Source organism: Sporocytophaga myxococcoides, assembly GCF_000775915.1.
Lineage (GTDB): Bacteria > Bacteroidota > Bacteroidia > Cytophagales > Cytophagaceae > Sporocytophaga > Sporocytophaga myxococcoides_A.
The window spans coordinates 170,067-192,682 of record NZ_BBLT01000002.1 but is presented as its reverse complement, the minus strand read 5'-3'; the positions used below and the strand labels follow the sequence as shown (position 1 = coordinate 192,682).

The following is a 22,616-nucleotide window of genomic DNA, read 5'->3' as shown; positions in this document are numbered from 1 at the left end:
ATTGTTAAGCAGAAATTAGAAATTTCTCACCTGCTGATCTTCAATTTCAAACACGTATTTCAGAATATTAATCTCTTCCTTGGATAGCTGTATATTTCTCCGTGCCATAACCCTTTCGGCTACCTGGATTACTTTCTCAAAGTTATATCTGGAATAATTTTTATCTCCTCCCCAGGCAAATGAAGGCACAAATTTAGCAGGATAACCTTCACCGAAAATGTTTGCATTTACTCCCACAACAGTGCCAGTATTGAACATAGTATTGATTCCGCATTTAGAGTGGTCTGCCATCAACAGACCACAAAACATTTTTCCGGTATTTACAAAGTCTTGCTCCTTATAGCTATATACCTGAACTTCTGAATAAGTGTTTTTAAGATTTGAAGTATTTGTATCTGCACCCAAATTACACCATTCTCCGATTACAGAATTACCAAGAAAACCATCATGAGCTTTGTTGGTATATCCGAATATTACAGAATTACTTACTTCACCACCTATTTTAGAATAAGGACCGACAGTTGTATCTCCTCTGAATTTTGCTCCCATACTTACAGATGCCCCTTCGCCAAGAGCGAAAGGTCCACGAATAATTGCACCTTCCATGATTTCAGAGTTCTTTCCCAGATAGATGGGGCCATTTTCGGCATTTAGGATAGCAGCTTTTATTGATACCCCCTCTTCTATAAATACTTTATCCTGATTGTAAATCCTGGTATATGGATCTGAGAATGGAGCAGAGATTCTTCCTTTGGTTATCAGATCGAAATCTTCTGTTATTTCTTTACCGTTATTCAAAAAAATATCCCAGGGTCTTTTTATGATGATTAAAGCACCTTTAAACTCAATCTGTTTCCCTTCTGCTACCTTTTTATAGGCAATGATAACACCATCCTTAACAATAACTTCCCCGTCCTTGAGACTTTTTATCGCAGCTACAAGTTCATCTGTGGGACAAACTCCTCCGTTAATAAATACATTTTCCTTTCCAGGATTTAGAATGAAACGATCACTTAGATATTCTTCTGTAATGTAAGATACATCCAATCCGGATCTTAACTTCCATTTTTCCGTTATGGTTAATATACCTATCCTTACCTCAGCAACAGGCCTGGTAAAGGTAAAAGGAAGAAGCCCCTGCCTTATTGAAGGTTCGTCGAATAAAATGAAATTCATATTACAAAAATAAAAAAGTCTTCATGGAATCATGAAGACTTTTATACTTATTAAAGAAAACTTTATTCAGAATGTTTTTTTACTTCTGGTATTTTTTCTTGAATTTCTCAACTCTACCTGCAGCATCAACAAATATTTTCTTGCCAGTGTAGAATGGGTGAGAAGCTGAGCTAACCTCAACTTTAACGAGAGGATAGGTATTTCCATCTTCCCATTTAATTGTTTCTGAAGTCTTTATAGTTGATTTTGTAAGAAATTTAAAATCACTAGAAGAATCTTGAAAAACAACTGCTCTGTAATCCGGGTGAATATCTTTTTTCATAATCGCTAACTATCTATTGTAAAAGGGTAACAAATTTAGTAAAATAGAATTTATCAACCAAACTCAGGATTAATTTTTTAGAAATTACCCTTTTCATTAAATTGCCTCTATTATATTTAAAAAGCATTGGATCTTTAAAAAGTTCCATTTTAAACCGGAAAATAATATGGCAGGTGAGAAAAATTTAATCCTTGACAAACAACAAATACTACAGAAAATCAAGAGGATATCTTTTGAAATCTATGAAAATAATTTTTCTGAAGAAGAAATTGTGCTGGCGGGGATCGATGAAAAAGGATACATTTTTGCCAACCTTCTCAAAAACGATATTGAGGGGATCTCCCCTTTAAAGGTCATGCTTGTTAAAATTCAGCTGGATAAATTAGCCAATGTACAAAGTGAAGTGCATCTCGATATTGATATTGAGCAGATTAAAAACAAAACTGTTATCCTCGCAGATGATGTTTTAAATACAGGTCGTACTTTAGCCTATGCGCTTAAACCTTTTCTGAATATTGAATTAAAAAAATTGCAAACTGCCGTTATCGTAGACAGAAGTCATCAATTATTTCCTATTGCAGCCGACTATGTTGGCTATTCACTCGCTACAACACTAAGAGAAAGGATTGATGTGGTTCTGGATGAAAACGAATACGGGGTTTATCTTCATTAATCCAATTAATCTTTGACCTCTTTAAAATCCTGTTAAATCAATTGATTGTAACTTTCAAAGATTTGATAGACTTTTTTTCAATCCTTAAGTCAAGTTAGTCTTTATAGGAAAGCCATCTGAACACTTCCTTCCAGGTGGCGTTTTTCCCATACATTAAAATTCCCACTCTATATATTTTTGCGGCAAGCAAAGTCGCCAGCAGGAAAAAAGAGAATAGTACAATCATTGATAATGCAATTTCCCAGAATGGGATGCCAAATGGTATTCGCAACATCATGACTACAGGACTTGTAAAAGGTATATAGGAAAGAATTTGGGCCAGTGTGCTGTCAGGCATTTCCAATATCCTTGGAGCCATGATAAATGAAAAAATCAGAGGCAATGTTATCGGCAGCATAAATTGCTGGGTATCCGTCTCTGCATCAGAAGCTGCCCCGATAGCGGCAAACAGTGAACTATAAAAAAGATATCCTACAAGGAAAAAGAAAATAAATACCGGAATGATCAAACCAAAATTGATCTGTCCTACAAAGTTAAGCATTTCATTAACTTCCATTGCCTGAGCCGCGTCGTGACTAGTTGTCAAAGTCTGACTGATGTTCTCGTCAGAAAAGCGTTCGAGCTTGAATTTATCAAAAATCAAACGGGATAAAGTAAATGTAGTGATTACCCATATTAAAAACTGAGTAAGGCTTACCAGGGCCACTCCCAGTATCTTTCCAACCATGAGCTGAAAGGGTGTTACTGAAGAGACGACCACTTCAAGTATTCTGTTGGCCTTTTCTTCAATAATACTCTTCATCACCTGGACACCATACAAGAATATAAAAAAGTATACCAGAATTGCAGAAAATAAGGCTATCGAAGCTGCAGCTTCACCAGCATTCTTTTCTAGAAGCCTAGTCTCTGTTAAATTTATTTCAGGCAAAGATGCATTGAGTTTAGTTTTGGCAACAGCGAGTTTTAAAGCCTGTTCTATTCCCTGCCTTTCTTCTGAAGATATATTTGAAGCATTGATAAGATTTGCATTTATTGCTCCGGATGTATCAGGTGGAAGAATAATTAGATGGGAAGCTTTGTTTTTATTTAGCTTCTCCTGATCAGAAAAAATAATAAAAGGGGCTTCAAGTTGTTCTTTTAAGATGTGATGCTGGTCTATAACAACCACCTCCTTCTGCTTAGCCTGTGGCACTGTAAGCCATGCGGGAACAATCATCAGGACAAGAAAAATCAATGGTCCAAGAAAAGAAAGGATAAGAAAAGCTTTTTTTCTGACTCTTGTAATGTACTCCCTTTGGAGAATCAACCAAACCTTATTCATCACTTTCTCCCTTTATCTTATCAATAAATATTTCATGCAATGAGGGCAATTCCTCTTTAAAGCTTTTAAAGTTAATATGCGGCATTAAGACTTCAATGATTTTATTGAGAACAATACCCGGTGCCGGAATCAATGTAGCAATAAACTGGTTCCCTGCGAAAGTTTCCGAATCTACCACCTCATACAAGAGTTTATTTTCAGGCAAAATACCTTCTCCTTCAATTATAAGTCTGTTCTTCTTCACACCTTCTTTGATCTTTTTCACCTCTCCTTCAAGAACATTTTTTCCTTTGTTGATAAGCACAATTTTATCACACAGCTCTTCTGCATTCTCCATTCGGTGGGTTGAAAGGAGGATGGTCTTTCCTTCTTTTCTGAATCTGAAAATATAATTTTTAAGTAATTCAGCATTTACAGGATCGAAGCCAGAAAACGGCTCATCTAGTATGATCAGGTCAGGATTATGAATAATGCTGGCAATGAATTGCACTTTTTGCTGCATTCCTTTCGAGAGTGCATCAACAGTATGATTCTTCCACTCCGCAAGACCTGTTTCTTCAAGAAAAGAGGTAGTTCTTGTCTTAGCTTCTGAAGCAGCAACCCCCTTCAACCTTGCAAAATAAACGAGCTGCTCTTCTACCTTCATCTTTTTGTACAGGCCTCTTTCTTCAGGAAGATAACCTATTCTCTTCTGATAATCAGAAGTAAATATATTACTCTGAAAGAAATACTGTCCTTTATCAGGACCTAAGATTCCAGTAAGGATTCTCAGCAAGGTCGTCTTCCCTGCCCCGTTTGGACCAAGGATACCATAGATGCTTCCTTCCTTTATCCCTAATGATACATCACTTAGAGCTTGAAACGCTCCATAGGATTTAGAAAGATTTTCTGTTTTTACTATTTCCAAAAGATTTCTGCAGTGTTGGGGTAAAATTAATAAGGAGAATTGAGATTACTGTTTCGGGATGAATCGGATTTAAAGATTAACAGGATTATTTTTATTGCATACTTTAAAATAAGTTTACAGAATTAGACTTCAATATTAAATAGAGTTTAAAAATCAAAATCCCACTAATCCTTTAATCCGGTTCATCCCGATTCAAACATATATCCTACTTCCCATCCAATGTTTTCGGAATCGGTATTTCCAGCTCAAAAGCCTTGTTTAATTTCTTAATAAAATAAGCTGAAAGTAGAGGTGACTCCTTCTCTACATTCTGATGCACAAAAAAATACAACTCCTGAAGCCCCCCTTCCCTCCATTTCTTAATCCTCTTCAACCAATCATCAAGTCGGGAATAATCACTCTCATGATTGGCTCCTACATATCTTATAAATGCCTTGGGAGTAGTAAGTCTCATATGCAACATATCTCTTCTGCCGGCAGTATCAACAATTATGTTGGTCTTTTTCTTGGCTTCCATTAACTTGTAAAGTCGCTCCGCCTCTTTGGTATCTTGAAACCAGTCTTTATTTCTAAGTTCTATAGCAAGAGGAACAGCTTTAGGAAAATCATTAATAAATTTCTCTACCCTATCAAAATTCTTTGGACCAAAATTATCATGCATCTGTAAAAACACCATACCCAGTTTTTTGTCAAATTGAGATACTGCATCACAAAACTCCTCTACAGCAGGTTGCACATCTATCAGTCTTTTAAAATGGCTGATGCTGTTAGTAAGCTTAGGAAAAAATTTAAAATCAGCAGGAGTCTTGTCCTTCCATATTAATACCTGCTCTCTGGAAGGTGCATTATAAAATGTCGCATTAAGCTCTATACTATTAAATTGAGATGAATAATATGTCAGCTCGTCTTTAGTTCCTTTAGGATAAAAATTCTTTAAGTCAGTTTTATTCCATTTTGCACATCCTACATACACTTTGAAAGGCTTGTCCTTTTTATTTTCCGAAAGCATCTTCGTAGTATCTTTATGGTCTGCTGGCAACCTAAAATCGATTTCTTCGGGATTATCTACCTGGCCAAATTTCATGGAGTTTGTTGTTAAATAGTAATTGCATTTATTCTGGCAATATAAATATTTAAACGAAATGGACTAGAATTGAACAATACTTAGCATAACATTTTTTCAGCTTCACATTCCCTTATCAAAGTATCCAATCTTTCTTCTCTAATACTTCTTTGATCTGCGTTCATGATCCAGTTAATTACTTTGCGTTTATAGGAAGGAGCAGTCGCATTAAAAAAACTCCAGGCTTTGTTATTTGCCTTAAATTTTTCTTCTAAAAAATCATCCAATATCGTCTCAGCCTTTTCAAAGGGAAATACTCCAGAATCGCATCCTTGTCTCTTATTGAATACTTCAATTCCCTCAAACTTCATTAACCCCTTTTTCAAAAGTTCCTCTACTTTGTGGATATGAACAGGGCTCCACATACTTTTAGGTTTCCTTGGTGTAAACCGGATTACATACTCCTCCTTATCAAGCGATTTACGCACTCCCTCAGTCCAGCCGAAACACAATGCCTGATCAATCGATTGAGATATGTTGATTCCTTTTTTCTCCGAATCCTCTTTATAATAACCTATTAAAAGCTCCTTCTTTTTCTTGAAATTTTTCTCAAACCAGTTCCGAAGTTCTTGTTCCTCAGCAAAAAAAATTGGTCCTATATTTCCCATAATTTTCTCATTTCCACCTATTCTTGATTACAACAAGAATTCAGGCATGATGAGTTTCTAGCATAGGACATACTCCACAAAGTACTGTTTTACAGCAAATTAAAAATCATCTTTTTACAACAAACTTAAAAAAGAGAAGTTCTGCATTTTGTTGTCAACTGCAGACTTCTCTTTTTTATTCAACATTAGTTTTAAATTTCTTCCCTGGTTCCTAATATCTTCGCAGCATCCGAATAACCTTCTTCCTTCAATCTGATTACAATACGAATAATCTCTTTCAAATTTCTTGCAGTCCCTAGTAATGCAACATTGTGATAATGATCTTTTTCAGCTGGAAATCTCTCTGCTTTACCATACATTCGAATATGAGCACCAACATCCACAAGGTTTGTATGTAGATCTATCAGGAGAGATACAAGTTCAGGAGCAAGATATTCCGAATACTTCATGTTGATCAGCATCCAGATATCTTCTGCCTTTTCATCAAAGTAATGATAGCTATCTGCGTTAAAGAATGTAAGGTCAATCCTCTCGATCAATTTCTCTGCAGAAAGAGGTTCCAGTTCATTCAAAAATTTTTCTCTTTGCTTTCTTATTTGTAGTATCACTTCTTCCTCTTTCATCCTGTGATTAAACTCAGGTTTGAAACCAAACACTCTCGTTGCAACACCATCCCTTACTCTGTTGATTGTTCTGCCAATCAGGTAATCGATATGCTCCTGTACTATAAGCCATCTTTTGGCTTTAGACTTCACAAGCAACACATCAATAACAAAAAGTGTAAATGCCGCACCTATGATTTCTGACAACACGTTTGCAGAAAGATCTTCATCAACCCAGCGCAATGCTATTGAAATAGCAGCTGCTATTCCGATGGCAAGGTATATCAGTACAGGCCTGTCTGACTTGCTGGCGTTGCTCTTCTTTGCTTTGTCTCTTAAGGTTGACATAAAAAATTCGCATTATCTCATAATGGTTCAAATTACTTAACTCTTCTAAAAGTCGCTTGTCTGCTCTGAGTTACTCCTGGAGCTATGCTTAAAGTAACAAAATAGAATATAGTAAATTCATCCAGATTTCTAATATGCTGTGGGCAGCAACCACCATTTACCCATGATTCACCTTCTCCTCCCGACACTTGATCTTAAATGCTAAGTCTTAAGTCTGGACCATAACTGCTTATACCAGCTAAGACATTGTAAAGCAAAGGGTGTCCTTTATATAATACTTCATTATTAGTAAATCTTATCGAATCACTGCCAACTGCTTCAATATTTTCTTCATAAAAAAGAGTATCTGTGCTACCAATTATTACGTCTTTAACGTTATATTTTCCAACAAAATAATTACTTGGAGAACTTGACAAAACTCTTACCTTTAACTCTGAAGTTACAACCCTTCCGGAAACAGATTTACCAATCATTGGAATGGTATAAACTCCTGGTTCAAAATCTTTATTAACGACTAAGGTTAGTTCTCTGGATTTATCACCAGCTTTCTGAGTAAAGCTATTCGGCTCAATTGTAAACCCTTGAAGATTATTTGAAATCGTTATCTGCACAGGCTCATGATCATACATGTAAGAAGAAATGTTGATATATAATCCTTTGGATGGTTTGATCCTGTTTGACCGGAAAAATATCGTCAAAATTATCCTGGAAAGCAAAACCAATCCTATGATCATAAGCCACTTTTAAAGCATAGGTAGCAACAGGAACTGGTAGGATCCTTGACTTACCCATATCCTCAAGCCCTTGTCCAGCGTCCATTTCAGTCTGTATCCATATTTCCTTGCTTCTCCAATTAATCTCATTGAACGTTCCCTGTAATCCAGTACCTTCACCAACCACAAGAGAGAAACGTCCATCATCATCTGTTTTTATTGAATGACTTTCTTTGTAAAACAATTCATCAGGAGAAGTACTCAAAATAGATATATAAATTGAAATAGTCTGATCAGCAATCGGAGCACCGCTCGCCATTTTTGCAACTCCCTGATAATAAAATCCACTCTGAGCAAAGCAAACCAATGGAAGCAAAATACGACATTTTATTAGAATAAGTTTGTCTAATTACTATTCACCTAAATTTACTCAATCCGTTTTCAAGTCATTGTCTAAGCCAAAGTCTTCGAATAACTTTATTTCTATTTAAAAAGAAAGGGCAGCACTGATTCAGAGCTGCCCTTTCTTCCATTTTAATGACAAATATCTATTTCAACAATTCCATTTTAACCATTCCGTCCTGTTTGCCTTTCAAGTAAATTTCCAGAAGAAATGTCTTATCAGCAGAATCGAATATTCTAGGTGTCTTGAATTGATAAGCTTCTACACCATTAATGTCTTCAATATTGAAAAGAGCGTGTCTTTCATAGTTACCAGTCGCATCATTGATCTTGAATGCTGTCAGGTATCCGCCTCTTCCATCCTGATGTTTAGCAGGAGCATCATCTTTTCCGATGTTGGCATTCTTGATATTATCAAGGAATAATACATATTCAGCATCTTTAGATTTAATGAAACGGATACCCATGCCCCCTTTACCTACTGTTCCTACCTGTGTTTTAGGTAACTTTTTCATCCACACAAGATTTCCTTTTGCATCGATTTTTGTTACAATAACATCTGCATAATAGTATACAGTTGTCTGCTTGGTACCCACAAACTCATTCCTGATATACTGTTGTTCTCCAACAATGATTGTGCTTCCATCTTCTGCCTGCACAAGATTCGTCATCTTAACATCATTGATACCCGCTTTTCCTTCGCCTTCTCTTTTAGCGTTTTTAGCCTGTGCTCTTCCTGACTCAAACTGATTGATCAAAGCTAACGGGAATTCATAATCATGTTTTTCGAGAACTTTTCCATTCTGGTCCATCTTAAAGTGCAGAATACCATTTGTATTGAAGCTTAGTGCTCCTGAGCCCGTCCAGTTTACGGTTACATCCATTCCATTTGCATAGAAGCCAGTGCATGTTATATTGCCATCAGCAGCTTCACGAAGTTTAAATTCCTGGAAAAATAACTTACCGTCAATATCTATTTTGTGAGGTGTCACAGAAAGATCTTTATTGATCGCCAACAATTGAAATTCCTTTGTCTCATTTATTGCTGCAAGCATAAATGCTTTACCTTCTTTACTTACAGCATAAGCAAGGTTATTCATTTGCTTTTCTGTATAAGGCATTTTGGCTTCACCACCCCATTGTTTATTAAAAGCTGCGTCAAATACGTAAAACCCGATAATATCATAGCTTTTTGAATCCTTTTTGGTTTCAGGTTTCGTTCTGTATCTAAGCATTATTTTTGAATTGTCAAAAGAAGTTAACACTTCAAATCTGATAGCACCTGCACCAAACAAACCAGGCATACCATCTACGTACGAACTAACAGTTACTTCCGAGCTGGTAGAAAAGAGTAATTTAGGACTAAGAAAAGTCCCCTCCGCCATATTTATTTCTCTTGCATAAAGGTCTTCTACCTTGGCTTTTTTGTTGAATGAACTAAATACATAAAATAATTTATCACCGACCTTCATCACCTTTTGTACTTTATTGTATGGAGGAAAATCTTCGTAAGTTTTTCTGCTTACTTCTTTCATAGTACTAGCATTAAAACGTTGAATGAACACCTTTTCTCCGTCTGTTTTCACAGAAATTGCATTGCCTTTTCCGTCGGAAAAATATTCCTTACTTGCCCCATCGATCACTGGGAAAGGCTGACTGACAGTTACCTTAAAATCTTTTGATAAATTAACTTGTCCAAAAGATGTCAATTGAATTGTTAGTAAAAATACTACTAAAAGCTTTAGTTTATTCATATAAAAAAGGTTATAGTTTTAAAGGATAAATTTAATACAATTATTGAGTAGCAACTATATAAAAACTAATATAAATTACAGTTTTATGATTTTTCCCAGCTAAACCAGAACTAATTTGGGAAACTTTATCCCGACTTTATAATAATATTTTACAATACACAGAATTTCAGATTAACAATATTGTGAACCTACATTTACGAAGTGTATTAATATTTGTTATTTATCATGCACCTCCATGTATTATTAAAGTAAGGGAGAATTAATAAATAGTCGAATTAAAAAATTAGTCAGATAAAAAGACAAAAAGTGACATTATTGTTGGACTTATGTGAGCATGATTTAATTTCAAAAAAAAAGAATCGAAAAAGCCAGTTTCTAAATCAACTGGCTTTTAAAAACTCTATTCAAGCATTGTATATTTTGGGCTATTTTATTCAAAATCTATTAAAATTTCCGTCCATAACCTGCATTATTTATGTTGTCCTACTTCTCTGCCAGGGCCTTTAACTTCCGATTCATTAATTCAAAACCATCTTTCGTTTTTTGAGGATTAAACATCCATACAAAGACACCCTCGAATCGCTCTCTTTGTACAAATCTTACTGTACCATCTTCATTATCGGTCAATTCAAAACGATGCTCCCCATCAAACAATCCTTTTACGAACACACTTCCCAGCCAGGCTAATTCTTTCCTTGGAACATTCTTAAGTATGGTGGGCTTAAAAGTCATAGCAGGACCACCGGGAGGGACAATATTTACCTTGATTTTTTTTCCTGTTTCAATCTTACCAGTTAAAGATGTAATAAAAGGATTCCAGGTTGGATACTTTTCAAAATCGGTAAGAATAGACCATACCTTATCAGGAGTAGACCTGATAATAATTTCTGTTGTGATTTCCTTTGCCATATGTTTCAAATTTTCATGTACAATTGTGATTGACAGCGCCGAACATATTGTTCAACCTGACACTACAAAGGTCTGGTTTTCGCATGACTTCAGGCTTGATAAATATCAAGAAAATCAGGATTGCATTTTTTTTCGGATCCGGCTAAACGTTTCGGGAGTCATACCAAGCATAGAAGCAATGTACTGCAAAGGAACCTGATTAAAGAGCTCCCTGTTATGCTCAAAGAAAAACTGGTACCGCTCTTCAGCCGTCATAGAAAGGTGACTGAATATCCTATCTTCCATGATGGTAAAACAATGTACAATAAATAGTTTTTCAAGTACAGGCCACTGAGACACCAGCATATTAAGGTTTTGGTAATCCTCCTTGTAGATCGATTGTACCTTCGTATCTGTTAGTGCCTGGATTGTCCAGCGTGAAGGAGAGCCCAAAACGAATGAAGATAAATCTGTTACAAAATAGCCTTGGGTGGTAATCCATTGTGTTACATCCCTTTTTTCGGTTTCAACAAAAATTCTTAAAAAACCTGATTGTACAAAACTCAACTTATCACAACTCTTCCCGCTTTTGAGGAAGTAGTCATTTTTTTTTATCGTCTCCGGTTTGAAAAACGAAACTATTGTTTTTAAATCTTCCGGAGCTATAACTCCAAAATATGATGTGATACTATTTTCCAGGTTTGTCATGAGGGATCAATTAATTCTTAAATATATCCTAACGCTGTCTCTGCTTACCTCCAGAAGGATACTATATTCCATGATTCATTTTTTGAATTAAGCTTTTAGTTCTCCTTTCCGCTGAATACGCTTCATAATACTCATAGATCAGTGTTCATGCGTATTTATCATATCTATTGTAGTATTGATCTCCAGCACTTGAACAATATTTCTTATTAACGCTTTGCAGTCTACAATGATTCAGAATTCTCGAGGAGTAACATCCGTCTATCTGCTCTTCACTCATTTGTACCTTTTTATACAGATACCAAAAATATAGAGAATAAAGAATCATTCTATCTCTTTTACCTCATCCTTTAAAAGATATTGTCCATTTTGATGGAATTCACAGAATGATGGTTTTGATAGATATAAGGCTTCAGAATATTCTCATCAGATTAAAAATTCATTCTTATTATTACAATACAAGCGGAATTTATCAGTACTTATGATAGCTTAAATACAGGTATTAACACTTTCACAAATAATAGAAGCTTGTTATAATGAAAGATTTTGTTTTACTCATCAAAGAGATAATCGCCTTTAAATTTCCTTCTTATTTTAAGTGGAAGTTTAAAAAGGAACTTAAAAAAAGAAGTGCTGATCATTTTTGCAACTACAACATTCGAAGCGATATAAAAGGTTGTGCAGGTCGTTCTTAAATACCTCCATCGATATGCCTTTGCATACTTCTCTATAAATGCCGTTCTCTTCTCAAAAAAATCTTCATTCATATTACCGCTGCTCTTGTGCAGAAGGTTAAAATCTATAACCCAGCATGAGTATCCCATGGCCTGAGCTATAAGACATATATCAGTGCCATAAAAGTGATAGCCTTTTAAGTCCACACTGAATGAAATTCTTGACCTCGCATTGATCAGCAGGAAGTTTTCATCTAATGTATTTACCTTGGATGGAAATGGTCCCCTGATGATCTCTTTGTCCGGATAAGTAACTCTTTCGAATACCATTTTAAGATGCAACCCTCCGGCATTACCCAGTACGGCCCAGTTTTTGTCAAGCAATTCAACAGCACATATCCTTTCTTCGAGTATCGAAATATTATCATAATTAAGTTCAATATCCTGGTGACAAAGAATGATATATTGTCCTCTTGCTTTACTTAGGATTTCATTATAACCGGAATAGGCGTCAAATCTGTTTGAAGAAGAATTATCACAGAAAAGAAATTCTGTATTTGACCCATTAAATCCTGCTCTCGCAAACGAATCAAGCATAACCTGATACTCTTGCTTGTTTGTAACCAATGTACCTACAGTGAACTTTATCGGGTGCTGGAATGGAACTTCAGAAATTTCTTTTGGAGTACTCTGCATTTTTATTTTTGGATGAGAATTTTTGAAGAATGGTCCTGTCTGAGACTTTAAAATATTTAGCTTCTTCTTTTCTTTTTTCCAGGATCTGATCTTTCAGCCTGAACACTTTAATTATAGCTTTCCAGTAAAATCGGTTAAGAGAGATTAACTTTATGATCAGGAATATAACATTTCCAAACAGAAGTCCGGGAGTGTTTATATTTTTCCAGATAAAAATAACTTTATTTCTTATGTCGACTGTACGTTTAAAATCACTGCTCTGTTTAGTGAGCGTAGAGCTGACATTATGAAAAGCAATACTGTCAGGGTCAAAGTAAATCTTCCAGCCTCGTTTTAATGCTCTGTATCCAAGGTCCGTTTCCTCAAATAAATAAGGCGAAAACAATTCATCAAAACCTTTGAGCTGTCTGAATTTATTTGCATCTGCAAAAAAATAAGCTCCTTGCACACCTCCCGATTCAAACATATCAGTTTTTTCAGGATCCAACTGTTCGCGGAAAATATTTTCCGTCACCCTGGGAAACCCTCTCTTCCAATTAATTAGCTTAAGCCCATCAAGAGGTTTGCGGTCAATAAAACTATACCCGCCAACCGTCACTGCAAACGTTTCCGGTTTGTCAAAATATTTATTAAACCCCGAAAAGAAATCTTCTCTAAGCTCTACATCATTGTTGAGGAAAAAGATTATTTCTCCTCTTGCAGCAGCAGCGCCGGAATTACAGGTAGCAGAAAACCCCTTGTTGACCTCATGGACAATAAGAGAAATACGCTCATCTCTCTGGCAAAACATTTTAATAACCTCAATACTTGCATCTTTAGACTTATCGTCTACAATTACCAGCTCCCATTGCCCCTGATAATTCTCTAAGGCATGAAGAACAGATGGCAAAAATTGCTGAAGCAATTCTGCACCATAATAATTGGGAATAATAACGCTTAAATATCTAAACATTAAGGCAATTCAGGAAGAAATGAATAATTATCGATAAATATAATATGGCAAAATGCAAAATTAATACTAATTGATAAAACCACTTTGAAGTAAATCAGAGTAATAATGAAATATTATCGATAAATTTACTATCCGGAAAGAAAAACTTTGACTAATGAAGAGCTGAGTCCTCTTAATTTAACAATTGAATAATTTAAGATCAGTTGTTTGAATTTTGTTAGCCATCTTTGTAAAATATTTCTATTATAAATTATTTAGACTTTTGCTTTCAGCCTGTTTAATTACTGCTGAAATAAAAAAATAGTCAGTATCCATTAAAAATAGCTTTGTAATAACCTCTGCGCATTGCAAAGCAAAATGTTTTGAATAAAAATGCAATCTGAAAATTTCATAGAAGGCACTAAAGGAAAAACTTCTATTGTCGTTCCTGTATATGCAGACTGGAATAGTTTGTCCAAATGTATTGATTCACTTATTCTTTTTGCAGGTGATGAAAATGTATACCTAATTAATGATAATGGTCCTGAAGCCGATTCCCTTGAGGAAAAGATCAAAAACAAGATCAAAGATAAACTCAATTTCAAGTACTATAGAAATGAGCAAAATCTGGGCTTCATAAAAACCTGTAACAGGGCGGTTTTTGAACTGGATAATACCGCAAACGATATCCTTTTATTGAACAGTGATACAGAAGTTACAGAGGGCTTTCTGGAAGAATTAAGATCTGTATTATACCTGAATGAAAAACATGCTGCATGTTGCCCAAGAAGTAATAATGCCAGTTTACTGAGCATTCCTTTATTTTTTAAAGGTGACAGAAGCGCAATTGCCGATGAGAGTTTTGAACTATTTTCAAAACTTAAAACAATGCTTCCAAAATTCTCTATTATTCCAACCGGTGTTGGCTTCTGCATGCTTATCAAGCGAAGTATCATCAATAACTTCGGCCTTTTTGACGAGATCTATGGCAAAGGCTACAATGAGGAAAATGACTTCTGCATGAGAATTAACGAATATGGATTTACTACGGTAATGGCGAACCATGCATTCGTTTACCATCACGAATCCAAAAGCTTTGGGAAATCACAGAGAGAGAGCCTTGACAAAACAAACTATAAAATACTAAAGAATAGATACCCTTACTACTCCAGTATCGTTGATCAATACTTTAAACACGAAATTCATGTGGCTGATAATTTTTCTGCATTATTCAGCAGTAAATTGCACAACAAGTCAAAAATCTTATTCTGTGTACCCCACCTAAACAAAAGTGTTAACGGGACGGTCAACTATGCATTGAACCTGCTGGAAAATTTTTATAATCTCTTCTCTCACAAATTTGAAATACACGTTCTTACTTTACCTCAGCTTTCCGAGATATATGGATTGGGTAAGAAATATCCGGATGTTGTATTTCCAGACACTGTTCAGGACAAATATGACCTGGCAATAATGCCTTCACAGATTTTCAATTTTCACCTTTTAAATCTGATTAACAAGGTAGCATTACGAATGGTAATTACCTTTCAGGATATAATAGCTACACGTTGTAACTATATAGTGCATAAGGATTTTTTCAGCAAGAACGTTTTTGAATTATCCCTTAAACATTCAGATGGAATAATTTTCATCAGTGAAACGACAAAGTCAGATACAGAAGCTTTCTTTGGTACACCTTACAATTTTGTGCTACCCACCAATAAAATTATATATCATGGGACCAAAAACAAATCTGACCAATCTGCTGAGGTGAAGAATAATGCTGGTGAAAGCTACGCCTTGATTGTTGGGAACAGTTTTAAACATAAAGCAGTAAATGAAACAATCAAAGTATTGTCAGAACTGGAAGGTTTCAAGGCTGTCGCAATCGGAGGAGCCAATAAACAGCATGGAAATTTTATTACGGAATATAAGAGCGGAACTCTAAGTGAAGAAAAATTTAAATCTTTATATAAAAACTGTAATTACATTATTTATCCAAGCTTCTATGAAGGATTCGGCTTGCCTCTTATAGAGGCATTACAAGAACGGAAAAATATTTTCATCAATGATACCAGCGTAAATCGTGAGCTTTCAAATGGATTGCTAAAAGAATACAAACAATACCTTCACTTCTTCTCTGACTTCAAACATCTCAAGGAATTGCTATCAGCAAGGCCAGACCCTAAATGGGATAGTGGAGATTTCAAATTCAGAACATGGAATGATGTTGCTCAGGAAACAGGAGAATTCTTAGAACAAATTCTGAATACACCCATCCAGATTGAAAAACTTAATAAACGATGGAAAGAGTTGACATCTTTAGCTATAATGCTGGAATCACCCGTCACTAATAGCTCAGCCAAGAAGAAAAGACTTAAGAAAATCAAGAGTAAGATTAAAAGGTTCTTTTCAAAACTTGTTTAACTCAGGTAAAAGCCATAATTCTAAATGAAAATTTATTTCATGCCATAAGTATAATAAGACAGGCCGACTATTACTAGCCGGCCTGTTTTATTTCGCTTCTGATGTGTTTAATATTCTACATACTAAAAAAACTCTTGACTTCAATACCCATCGAAATCAAAAGTCTTATTATTTCAACATATGGATTTATTATAATTTACGGCATTTTAACGTGGTGCTACTTTCTTTTGATCTTAGTATGATAAGATACATACCTGAAGGCAGATCACTGATATCTATTTTCATCTTACCTTCATCAAATAAATTATCTGACACATTCAATGAACGAAGCACTTTACCTTGCTGATTGCAAATGGCGATTTCATCCTTTCCTTTTATATCATTGGCATCAATTGTAAAAATATCAGTGACAGGATTAGGATATAAACTTACGGTGCCACTATTACCTGATGATCTTTCAAACAGGCCTGTTACTACCTGATTGGTTTTTAAAAGAATCAGACTGTTCGGATTTTCTGTCAGTGCATAAATTTTGCCATCAGGAGATACCTCAACATCTCTGAATCTTGCATAATTCTTCATGAATGAATAAGTAGCTACATGTTTATCATCCTTGATCTTCACCCATTGTATTTGCATTCCTGCAAGAGCTCCTAAAACAAAATTCACCTCATTGGCTTGCTGATTCTGCAGATTAACAATGGCCAAACCGCAAGGGGCTATTGAAGGAACCCAATATCTGATGGGTTGTTCCATTCCTTCTTTTGCCGTATCAGTGGTAATAGTAGTTCCGTTATAGTTCTTACCAAATGTTATTTTAGGCCAACCATAGTTGTTAGCAGCCTCAACCAAGTTGAGTTCATCTCCTCCCATCGGGCCATGTTCATGTGCATAGATCTTATTTGTTTCCGGATGAATAACCAGCCCTTGAACATTCCTGTGGCCATAGCTGTATATTTCAGGCTTTGCACCATTAACTCCTACAAATGGATTGTCACTTGGAACGGAACCATCATCATTCAGACGTATAATTTTTCCCAAATGATTTTCGAGTAATTGTGCATTATCCTGTTCCTGCCTTTCACTTGAGGAAAAAATAAGGTGATTATCTTTGTCAAAAGCGATGCGGCTACCATAGTGATTTGTACCACTCTTAAAAGGCAAAGCTCTGAATATTTCAGTAAAGCCTGTTAGCTGATTATTGTTTAGCACACCTCTTCCGATCGCAAGCGTGGAACCTCCAGGTCCTGAAATGGAATACGAAAGGTAAACGTACTTATTTGTGGTGAAATTTGGATGAATGGCAACATCCAGTAAGCCTCCCTGGCCAGCAGTTGAAACCGCAGGAGTCCCACTGATCTGAGTCTTGGTATCCGTAGAGACAACATATCTGAAGAGTTTACCGCTTTTCTCTGTAAACAGTAGTTCATCTGCTGAAATAAAACACATACCCCAGGGTTGTGACATTTCATTAGAGGACAGAAGAACTTTATCCAGCTCAAGAGTAGGAGCCTGTGCCAAAGATTTTAATGCCGAAATAGACATTAAAATGGCTAATGTAAAGTAGAACTGTTTTTTCATAGTTAGTTAAATAATAGGTTTAATTAAACTAAGAGTTGGTATAAATTAAGTTAATTTGAGGATATTGACAAAACCCAATGGCATATAACTCTGATTTAAAAGAGATTACTCACTCGGACATATGATTTTAGTGTCTTAGCTTTTAGACTAAAATCATTTACATTATAAAGAGATGCTGGGTCTTATGAGTATTAAATGGAGGCCAGGGAACTCTGAACATCCTGCGATTCATTGTTAAACTAGATGATAATCCCTCAATTATCAACTATTTATTATATACACAGAACGTCAAAAAGGTAAACATCTGATTGACCTGTGAAACTAATATTCGATTTAGATAAGGACCATCTAAACATTCAATTGATGCCATCGCTTGAAGCGATGGCATCAATCTTTCAGTGGCAAAACTCCATCACCTGGCCAGAACCCCGTGTTGGCGAACGTTTTGAAACGCCCACTGTTTTATACTCTAGAACGCCCTGACTGCCCTGGCTGGCGCGCGTTCAATGTCGTTAAGATAAGAGGCTATCTTGAATTTTGTCATCCTTTATTAGATAGATTTCCTCTACCATCATAATCATTATATCTATGCAGATCCGCATTATGTAAAGCGCCTCTATAGCTTTCTTGTCTTTTTGAAAATCCATGGGAAATAGACCACAAGCCTTCCCCATCAAGTTGTTCCCGCATCATATAAGCATGAGTATAAAGTCTCATTAGCATTTGGATTGAAATTATGACTTCAAGCTAATAATTTGCGGTTCACTTTTGCGGGTCATTTTACGGAGAAACAAAAAATCGCAAACATTTAAAAACCAACATTTAAACATCTATTTTACAACACATTAAACAAATAATAAACTTGTAAAATAACAATTCAAAGTCCTATTTTGAGGAATAATTGCGGGTAAAATTGCGGCTGTGGTTGCGGAGGAAAAGTGGTAGGTGGGCTGATGCATTTAAGCTGCTATTTCTTTAATCTATCCTCAATCATTCATATTACAAATGCGAATGCGCTATCTCTGATATATGTTTTAACTATCTAATATTTCCACTATCAAAGATTTTATATAATACCCATAGCGGGGTAGCCTTTGAGAGATATAAAATACCTATCCCGGAAATCTATTTGGAGGAAACCAGCAGCTCCCGCACATTTACATCCAGTGCTTTTGCAATAGCAAATAATGTCTCCACTGTAGGCTGTACATCATTTGTACACCATTTTGAAACAGTACTTCTATTCATTCCTAATGCTTCTGCCAGCCAGATATTTGTTTTACCCTTTTCTGCCAATACAGCTTTTATTCTATTAAAAGTAGGCCTTTCAGTCATTTTAATTCTTCAAAACGCAATTTAATTGGCAATGTAAATAAATCAACTGACATAAAAAGAGTTAAAAAACGAGCACAAAACTAATTTAAATTATACAGTATAGATATTAATTTGCATATAATGCAATTTACTAGTACATTGGCAGTCAAAATTCACCAGCTATGGAAAAACACAAAAGCCTTATTATCAAAATCCTTGTCCAAGACATGAAACATGAACAACTCCTCAATGGCCTGAAGGACTTGGGCTTTGAAAGTGATCTTCATGGACTGGAACTAGTAAGTGTTGTGGCAGAATTAATGGGTGCTCCCGAATTAAAATCAAACTCAGAATGGTTCGACGGCTACATGAATTTTTTAAGCATGGCAGACCAATATGAAATAACTGGCAATGGTAAAAATCTAATACCTCTTGCTGAGGCCTGTTATATGTATCTGAAGAAGTGTATGCAGAAAGTATGAATGGGGCCAGGCTTCTTTAAATGTCCGGCATTTGAACGTTATTATTTAACAGAAACACCGTATATCAATTTTATTACTTGTTAAAATCTATTGCTACCTGTTAACGAAAGGGAGACGCCAGCATGGCGTCTCTACGGGAGATTTGTTGCAATTAAAATAGCCCGTTCTGCAATAACTGGCTACTCTTATTCTTTTCTCAAATACTCGCATTACAAATGCGAATACGCATTATCCAAAATTTATCTTTTAATTTCTAAACACTCCCTCTATCACAAATTTCACTCGATGCAATCGAGCGACAGCCTACAAAGAGGGAGATCTGGGCCAGCTGGGACAAAATAAAATGTACTAATTGGCAACTATTAGTATGACTAAATGGATAATTTTTGCTAAAAATATACTATATGGCTATCTTTGGCTTATCTTAAAAATATGCAACCATGAGTTTAGCCAACAATATCAAGCGATTAAGAGAAGAAAGTGGAGTTTTACAAAAACAGTTAGCTACTGAAATAGGTCTGGGGATTTCTCATTACAATAAATTGAGAATGGACAAAGAGAAGCTTCCGTGGAGATTTTAGATAAGCTTGCCAAGTTCTATGGTATTACTATTGATCAGATTGTTCACATGGGTAAAGAAGTACCTAAAGAGATAACCGTAGAGGATAAAACAGCGTCCGAGCAATTAAGGTTACTTTCGGAACTGGATGAAAAAGAAAAATCTATTATCTATAGCATGATTGATTGTATGCTGACAAAAAAGAAGTTCAAGGACTTCTTTTACAATAATGTCGCTGGTCTATAAAACAAAAGCCCGGTACTCTTCGCCGGGCTTTTTTTATTTCTTTGCTTATATAAAAATTCACTTCTTAACTAATCTATAGATTCCCTCAATCGTAATAACCAAAACAAATACCACATTTAATATAAAAGCCCATCGCCACATTGTGTATTGTTCGTCCAGGTCTTTACACTCAATTGATGCTTGTTTAAAAATCTCCTTTGCATCCACTTGATCTTTTTTCTCTAAAAAAATCTTGGTACTACATGACTTCCTTTTACTATCTGCTATGTATAGATTATTAATAATATACATGAGCAAAACGCATCCAACTATAAATATAATAATCCTTTTAGCCATTTATCACTAATAATTACTTGGTTACATACTCTGTTCTTACCTGATCAGTAATCTCATTAATTTCACTACTAAACCAAGATTGAACTTCTATATCTGGAACTGCTACGTGAGGATTATCATTCCATAATAATATATTCGATCCTCCTGCTTCTAATCCCTTATCTGCCACAGTCACACAATTATCATGACACATGCCAGCCGGAACACCACCATATTTACTATATTTTACTGCTTTACTATTTGGATCATCTTTTACAAATTGAACATCATTAACTTTCTCTGCTGGTGTTGCGTTTGGATCATTTAAGATTTTATCAAAATGTTGCATCACTTTATCGCGATCCACTTCTTTCTTGGTCAGATCGTAAACGCTAAGTCTATAATGGTCATCATTAAAACCTCTCTTTAAATATGCTTCGGCATCTTTACCCACTAGATGAATTAATGCTCCTTCTCCATATGCCTTTGATTCTCCGTCTTTCGTTCCTTGTCCATATTGACCATAAGTATATATATGTAAAACACCTTGATCATCCGTTACTGAAAGAAAAGCATGCCCTACACCCTTTGTATCAATATATAATCTTGCTTCTAAACCGTCCCAATCAACAGCCCAGATTGGTGTATTGCTTGAGAATTGATAAGGACTAAGTTCGGGATACATTTGTTTTTGTACGATCAGAGGATCGGCTGAAAAGAACCTGCCTAATCTCGTGTCATACATTCTCATACCATAATCCTGAACACTTCCATTCACACCATGTATTTCGTTATCATTCTCCTTGCCATTGAACCCGTACCTATACTTATTCGAATTCAATGTCCTTGCTTCCAAGAACTCCCCGAAAGGACCGTAATCTGAGAATGAACTTATTTTGGCAAGATAATAATCTGCTTTGGAATCTCCTGTATTGTCATAGCCCATTTTAAAGTCATTGATCACAACCCTAACGTTGCCTAAATGATCTTTGAGCTCGTAGCTCCTACGCCCTGCGATACGTTTTGCACGATTCACAAGGGCTAGATTCAACCCTGGCTCCAGGTTTCCTACCCGATCTGATCCATAAATCGGCAGTTCTTCAAGTGTTTGTACTTCTGAAGACTCCTCATATACCGCCATGATATTCCCGCTTGCATCACGAATGTAGTAATTTGTTATATTTGGCTGGCGCGCGTTTTCAAAACGCGTGCCCAACTGAACTATCCCCTACAACACATCCATTTAATCTTTATTAAAATATAAATAGCCAGCTGCAAAAACTGAATATGTCTTTAAAAACTTTCCCAACACTCGCATTGCAAATGCGAGTGCGCTTTATTTTAAATGACGATTTAACATTCAAATTACTATCTCTATCACAGATTTCACGCGATGCAATCGCGCGACAGCCCAATATACATTTGCTAATGGATCTGTACTTAAAAATCGTCCAATCCTTGCATCATATATCCTTGCCCCATAATCATACTCTGCACCAGCAACATTATGCATTTCATTATCCATCTCCTTACCATTAAATCCATAACGATAATCCGTGAGATTATTGCCACTTCCTCTGCCTGCCATCACCATACCAAACGGATAGTAAACTTTATTAAGTGCCGTCTTTCATTCTTTGCACACCAAATGAAAGCTGAACTATCAATCCTTCTTATTTAAAAATCTTTTATGTTTTTCTATTAACAAATCCTTTTCAACAAACCAATCATTTATATAATTATTATTGATTTGACACCTAAAGTTAATAATTCCACCATTAATCAATTCTCGTCTGGCTTTAATTGACAATTCATTAAAAGTATCATATGTCATCCTATTGGGAACTTT

General features: G+C 35.6%; 24 protein-coding genes and 1 pseudogene. 5 read left to right on the top strand and 20 right to left on the bottom strand.

Annotation, left to right across the window (positions count from 1 at the left end):
• Positions 1-15: 15 nt before the first annotated feature.
• The gene (locus tag MYP_RS05100) at positions 16-1,176 is read right to left on the bottom strand and encodes a GlmU family protein (RefSeq protein ID WP_045459515.1); all 1,161 of its coding nucleotides are present in this window, start codon (positions 1,174-1,176) and stop codon (positions 16-18) included.
• Between the two features lie 79 nt (positions 1,177-1,255).
• Positions 1,256-1,498: a type B 50S ribosomal protein L31 gene (locus MYP_RS05095; RefSeq protein ID WP_045459513.1), complete on the bottom strand. Its 243-nt coding sequence runs from the start codon at positions 1,496-1,498 to the stop codon at positions 1,256-1,258.
• Positions 1,499-1,664: 166 nt separating this feature from the next.
• Here MYP_RS05095 and MYP_RS05090 point away from each other — a divergent pair, with 166 nt between their 5' ends.
• On the top strand, positions 1,665-2,171 hold the full coding sequence (locus MYP_RS05090; protein WP_045459511.1) for a phosphoribosyltransferase family protein: 507 nt from the start codon (positions 1,665-1,667) through the stop codon (positions 2,169-2,171).
• A 94-nt stretch (positions 2,172-2,265) separates the two neighbouring features.
• On the opposite strand, the gene MYP_RS05085 is transcribed toward MYP_RS05090, so the two are convergent.
• From MYP_RS05085 to MYP_RS05030, 13 genes are all read right to left on the bottom strand, one after another.
• On the bottom strand, positions 2,266-3,492 hold the full coding sequence (locus tag MYP_RS05085; RefSeq protein ID WP_045459509.1) for an ABC transporter permease: 1,227 nt from the start codon (positions 3,490-3,492) through the stop codon (positions 2,266-2,268).
• Positions 3,485-4,399: an ABC transporter ATP-binding protein gene (locus tag MYP_RS05080; RefSeq protein ID WP_045459506.1), complete on the bottom strand. Its 915-nt coding sequence runs from the start codon at positions 4,397-4,399 to the stop codon at positions 3,485-3,487. The genes MYP_RS05085 and MYP_RS05080 overlap by 8 nt, the downstream gene beginning before the upstream one ends.
• A 205-nt stretch (positions 4,400-4,604) precedes the next feature.
• Positions 4,605-5,483: a DUF72 domain-containing protein gene (locus MYP_RS05075; RefSeq protein WP_045459502.1), complete on the bottom strand. Its 879-nt coding sequence runs from the start codon at positions 5,481-5,483 to the stop codon at positions 4,605-4,607.
• 80 nt (positions 5,484-5,563) lie between these two features.
• Positions 5,564-6,130, bottom strand: coding sequence for a YdeI/OmpD-associated family protein (locus MYP_RS05070; RefSeq protein WP_052429962.1), 567 nt, complete (start codon positions 6,128-6,130; stop codon positions 5,564-5,566).
• Between the two features lie 191 nt (positions 6,131-6,321).
• Positions 6,322-7,080 (bottom strand): hypothetical protein, encoded by a 759-nt coding sequence (locus MYP_RS05065; RefSeq protein ID WP_045459499.1) that lies wholly within the window; start codon positions 7,078-7,080, stop codon positions 6,322-6,324.
• Positions 7,081-7,112: 32 nt separating this feature from the next.
• Positions 7,113-7,268 (bottom strand): hypothetical protein, encoded by a 156-nt coding sequence (locus tag MYP_RS26010; protein WP_156140337.1) that lies wholly within the window; start codon positions 7,266-7,268, stop codon positions 7,113-7,115.
• A 6-nt stretch (positions 7,269-7,274) separates the two neighbouring features.
• Positions 7,275-7,709, bottom strand: coding sequence for a hypothetical protein (locus tag MYP_RS05060; protein WP_045459496.1), 435 nt, complete (start codon positions 7,707-7,709; stop codon positions 7,275-7,277).
• Positions 7,702-8,169: a hypothetical protein gene (locus tag MYP_RS05055; RefSeq protein WP_045459493.1), complete on the bottom strand. Its 468-nt coding sequence runs from the start codon at positions 8,167-8,169 to the stop codon at positions 7,702-7,704. Before MYP_RS05055 ends, MYP_RS05060 begins: the two co-directional genes overlap by 8 nt.
• A 172-nt stretch (positions 8,170-8,341) precedes the next feature.
• Entirely contained in the window at positions 8,342-9,949 is a 1,608-nt protein-coding gene (locus tag MYP_RS05050; RefSeq protein WP_045459491.1) for a hypothetical protein, read from the bottom strand.
• A 483-nt stretch (positions 9,950-10,432) separates the two neighbouring features.
• A complete protein-coding gene (locus tag MYP_RS05045; RefSeq protein WP_045459488.1) occupies positions 10,433-10,858 on the bottom strand; it encodes an SRPBCC domain-containing protein in 426 nt (141 codons plus the stop codon).
• 114 nt (positions 10,859-10,972) lie between these two features.
• Complete coding sequence (locus tag MYP_RS05040) at positions 10,973-11,545, bottom strand: Crp/Fnr family transcriptional regulator (protein ID WP_081990404.1); 573 nt, start codon at positions 11,543-11,545, stop codon at positions 10,973-10,975.
• Between the two features lie 548 nt (positions 11,546-12,093).
• Positions 12,094-12,912, bottom strand: a complete 819-nt coding sequence (locus MYP_RS05035; RefSeq protein ID WP_052429961.1) for a hypothetical protein — start codon at positions 12,910-12,912, stop codon at positions 12,094-12,096.
• Complete coding sequence (locus MYP_RS05030; RefSeq protein WP_045459486.1) at positions 12,884-13,864, bottom strand: glycosyltransferase family 2 protein; 981 nt, start codon at positions 13,862-13,864, stop codon at positions 12,884-12,886. Before MYP_RS05030 ends, MYP_RS05035 begins: the two co-directional genes overlap by 29 nt.
• Positions 13,865-14,236: 372 nt before the next feature.
• Here MYP_RS05030 and MYP_RS05025 point away from each other — a divergent pair, with 372 nt between their 5' ends.
• Positions 14,237-16,270: a glycosyltransferase gene (locus tag MYP_RS05025; protein ID WP_052429960.1), complete on the top strand. Its 2,034-nt coding sequence runs from the start codon at positions 14,237-14,239 to the stop codon at positions 16,268-16,270.
• 189 nt (positions 16,271-16,459) lie between these two features.
• Here MYP_RS05025 and MYP_RS05020 read toward each other — a convergent pair whose 3' ends face one another.
• From MYP_RS05020 to MYP_RS05015, 3 genes are all read right to left on the bottom strand, one after another.
• On the bottom strand, positions 16,460-17,851 hold the full coding sequence (locus MYP_RS05020; protein ID WP_081990403.1) for a PQQ-dependent sugar dehydrogenase: 1,392 nt from the start codon (positions 17,849-17,851) through the stop codon (positions 16,460-16,462).
• A gap of 540 nt (positions 17,852-18,391) precedes the next feature.
• On the bottom strand, positions 18,392-18,568 hold the full coding sequence (locus tag MYP_RS26005) for a hypothetical protein (RefSeq protein ID WP_156140335.1): 177 nt from the start codon (positions 18,566-18,568) through the stop codon (positions 18,392-18,394).
• Positions 18,569-18,976: 408 nt separating this feature from the next.
• Positions 18,977-19,186, bottom strand: coding sequence for a helix-turn-helix transcriptional regulator (locus tag MYP_RS05015; protein ID WP_045459483.1), 210 nt, complete (start codon positions 19,184-19,186; stop codon positions 18,977-18,979).
• Between the two features lie 206 nt (positions 19,187-19,392).
• On the opposite strand from MYP_RS05015, the gene MYP_RS05010 reads away from it, so the two are divergent.
• The 3 genes from MYP_RS05010 to MYP_RS24750 all read left to right on the top strand — a co-directional run bounded on the left by MYP_RS05010 (position 19,393) and on the right by MYP_RS24750 (position 20,452).
• A complete protein-coding gene (locus tag MYP_RS05010; protein ID WP_156140332.1) occupies positions 19,393-19,647 on the top strand; it encodes a hypothetical protein in 255 nt (84 codons plus the stop codon).
• Between the two features lie 440 nt (positions 19,648-20,087).
• The gene (locus tag MYP_RS26000; RefSeq protein WP_156140330.1) at positions 20,088-20,228 is read left to right on the top strand and encodes a hypothetical protein; all 141 of its coding nucleotides are present in this window, start codon (positions 20,088-20,090) and stop codon (positions 20,226-20,228) included.
• Positions 20,216-20,452 (top strand): hypothetical protein, encoded by a 237-nt coding sequence (locus tag MYP_RS24750; RefSeq protein WP_052429958.1) that lies wholly within the window; start codon positions 20,216-20,218, stop codon positions 20,450-20,452. Before MYP_RS26000 ends, MYP_RS24750 begins: the two co-directional genes overlap by 13 nt.
• Positions 20,453-20,801: 349 nt before the next feature.
• On the opposite strand, the gene MYP_RS24745 is transcribed toward MYP_RS24750, so the two are convergent.
• Entirely contained in the window at positions 20,802-21,983 is a 1,182-nt protein-coding gene (locus MYP_RS24745) for an RHS repeat protein (RefSeq protein ID WP_156140328.1), read from the bottom strand.
• A 144-nt stretch (positions 21,984-22,127) separates the two neighbouring features.
• A pseudogene (locus MYP_RS04990) lies at positions 22,128-22,364 on the bottom strand (RHS repeat-associated core domain-containing protein); the annotation flags it as partial.
• Between the last annotated feature and the right edge of the window lie 252 nt (positions 22,365-22,616).

What these genes read in the sequence shown, in the direction of transcription:
- MYP_RS05075 (WP_045459502.1), bottom strand. Translation starts at nt 5,483, where the DNA reads ATGAAATTTGGCCAGGTAGATAATCCCGAAGAAATCGATTTTAGGTTG.
- MYP_RS05030 (WP_045459486.1), bottom strand. Translation starts at nt 13,864, where the DNA reads ATGTTTAGATATTTAAGCGTTATTATTCCCAATTATTATGGTGCAGAA.
- MYP_RS05010 (WP_156140332.1), top strand. Translation starts at nt 19,393, where the DNA reads ATGAAACATGAACAACTCCTCAATGGCCTGAAGGACTTGGGCTTTGAA.
- MYP_RS05095 (WP_045459513.1), bottom strand. Translation starts at nt 1,498, where the DNA reads ATGAAAAAAGATATTCACCCGGATTACAGAGCAGTTGTTTTTCAAGAT.
- MYP_RS26005 (WP_156140335.1), bottom strand. Translation starts at nt 18,568, where the DNA reads ATGAGACTTTATACTCATGCTTATATGATGCGGGAACAACTTGATGGG.
- MYP_RS05060 (WP_045459496.1), bottom strand. Translation starts at nt 7,709, where the DNA reads ATGTATGATCATGAGCCTGTGCAGATAACGATTTCAAATAATCTTCAA.
- MYP_RS05020 (WP_081990403.1), bottom strand. Translation starts at nt 17,851, where the DNA reads ATGAAAAAACAGTTCTACTTTACATTAGCCATTTTAATGTCTATTTCG.
- MYP_RS05015 (WP_045459483.1), bottom strand. Translation starts at nt 19,186, where the DNA reads ATGACTGAAAGGCCTACTTTTAATAGAATAAAAGCTGTATTGGCAGAA.
- MYP_RS05045 (WP_045459488.1), bottom strand. Translation starts at nt 10,858, where the DNA reads ATGGCAAAGGAAATCACAACAGAAATTATTATCAGGTCTACTCCTGAT.
- MYP_RS05025 (WP_052429960.1), top strand. Translation starts at nt 14,237, where the DNA reads ATGCAATCTGAAAATTTCATAGAAGGCACTAAAGGAAAAACTTCTATT.
- MYP_RS05040 (WP_081990404.1), bottom strand. Translation starts at nt 11,545, where the DNA reads ATGACAAACCTGGAAAATAGTATCACATCATATTTTGGAGTTATAGCT.
- MYP_RS05035 (WP_052429961.1), bottom strand. Translation starts at nt 12,912, where the DNA reads ATGCAGAGTACTCCAAAAGAAATTTCTGAAGTTCCATTCCAGCACCCG.
- MYP_RS05085 (WP_045459509.1), bottom strand. Translation starts at nt 3,492, where the DNA reads ATGAATAAGGTTTGGTTGATTCTCCAAAGGGAGTACATTACAAGAGTC.
- MYP_RS05100 (WP_045459515.1), bottom strand. Translation starts at nt 1,176, where the DNA reads ATGAATTTCATTTTATTCGACGAACCTTCAATAAGGCAGGGGCTTCTT.
- MYP_RS05050 (WP_045459491.1), bottom strand. Translation starts at nt 9,949, where the DNA reads ATGAATAAACTAAAGCTTTTAGTAGTATTTTTACTAACAATTCAATTG.
- MYP_RS26000 (WP_156140330.1), top strand. Translation starts at nt 20,088, where the DNA reads ATGAGTTTAGCCAACAATATCAAGCGATTAAGAGAAGAAAGTGGAGTT.
- MYP_RS05090 (WP_045459511.1), top strand. Translation starts at nt 1,665, where the DNA reads ATGGCAGGTGAGAAAAATTTAATCCTTGACAAACAACAAATACTACAG.
- MYP_RS05065 (WP_045459499.1), bottom strand. Translation starts at nt 7,080, where the DNA reads ATGTCAACCTTAAGAGACAAAGCAAAGAAGAGCAACGCCAGCAAGTCA.
- MYP_RS05070 (WP_052429962.1), bottom strand. Translation starts at nt 6,130, where the DNA reads ATGGGAAATATAGGACCAATTTTTTTTGCTGAGGAACAAGAACTTCGG.